This window comes from Bradyrhizobium sp. Leo114, from assembly GCF_055229415.2.
Genome location: NZ_JBUYEN020000166.1, coordinates 1 through 1,284, shown reverse-complemented (window position 1 = coordinate 1,284; position 1,284 = coordinate 1). Strand labels below are relative to the sequence as shown.

Sequence of the window (1,284 nt, the reverse complement as noted above, 5' to 3'; positions counted from 1 at the left end):
CAGTCTGCTGAAAAACCTTAAAATGGAGAGTTTTCGCCTTCTCGGCGGTTGTTGTTGGAGCGGCGGGGTGGGCGGTTGGATTTTTAGCCTGTTGTTAGGGGCACCCTGACGCGAGGCGGCTAAACGGCAAGCAGTTTGGGAATGCGGATCAGGTTGTAGGCGATCAGATTGAGCAGGAAGTCGGCGGCGACGCGAGCGATGCCGCGATGTTTGGTTTTGCGCATGGTGCCATGCTGCTTGCCCCATCCGAAAATGCACTCGACCATCGCCCGGCGGGATTGCGACATGCCGTACCCCGGATGCCGCGTGGTTCGTTCGTCGATGGCGCTGTTGCGGGTCTTGCCGGTTTTGGTGACGGCCTGGTTCTGTGTCACATGCGGCGTCACGCCGATGGCGCGAAGATTGGCGACATGATCGGTCGTATCGTACGCCTTGTCCTCGCCGGCTGTGATGCGGCGGCCTGCGGCTTTGCGTCTCGCCTTCAGCATGGTCTCCGAAGCCCGGCGTTCGGCGATGCCATTGGCCTGCGTGACCATGCCGGCCACCGCCAACCCATGCCGGTTCTCCATGGTGGCGTGGCCCATATAGCAAAGCTTGGCCTCGCGTCCGGCCGCCTTGCGATAAAGCCTGCTGTCCGGATCGCTGGTACTCGCATGGGTGTCGTTCTTGCGCGTCTGGCCGTGGAAGTTGGCGCCATCATCATCGTCGCCGCTGCGGTCCTTGGGGCGAAAACTCTTCTGCGAAGCCCAGGCTTCGATCAGCGTCCCGTCCACCGAAAAATGCTCGTCCGACAATAGCGATTTGACCTGAGAATGGTTCAGAAGCCTGGTCATGAACTTCGTGAACACATCGCCGTTCTGCAGCCGCTCCCGGTTCTTGGTGAAGGTGGTCGGGTCCCAGACTGGATCATCCGGCGACAGTCCCACGAACCAGCGATACAGAAGATTATAGTCCAGTTGCTCCATCAACTGGCGTTCCGAGCGGATGCCATAGAACACCTGCAGCAGCAAGGCGCTCAGCAATTGCTCCGGAGGGATCGAAGGACGTCCCTCGCTGGCATAGAGCCTCCCAAGGCTGCGGTTCAAATCACTCAATACATCCCGGACAAGTTCCCGCACCTTCCGCAGCGGATGGTTCGCTGGCACACGCTTATCCGGCGCGATGTACGAAAACAGGCCGCCTTGATCCGTAAACCTGCCGCGCATGAGCGTCTCCGCTGATTCGAGATGACAAGTGAATCATCAAGCCCCCTCGGTGGCGAGGGGGTTCTTCAGCAGACTGCTA

At 59.8% G+C, this 1,284-nt stretch carries 1 protein-coding gene; it reads right to left on the bottom strand.

Translation table 11 applies throughout. The features are described 5' to 3' along the window. Nucleotides 1-119 precede the first annotated feature (119 nt). Nucleotides 120-1,205 (bottom strand): IS5 family transposase, encoded by a 1,086-nt coding sequence (locus tag ACZIRK_RS45190; RefSeq protein ID WP_454623945.1) that lies wholly within the window; start codon nucleotides 1,203-1,205, stop codon nucleotides 120-122. Nucleotides 1,206-1,284 lie beyond the last annotated feature (79 nt).

Excerpts from the sequence above, each read along its gene's own strand:
- ACZIRK_RS45190 (WP_454623945.1), bottom strand. The coding sequence starts at position 1,205 with ATGCGCGGCAGGTTTACGGATCAAGGCGGCCTGTTTTCGTACATCGCG.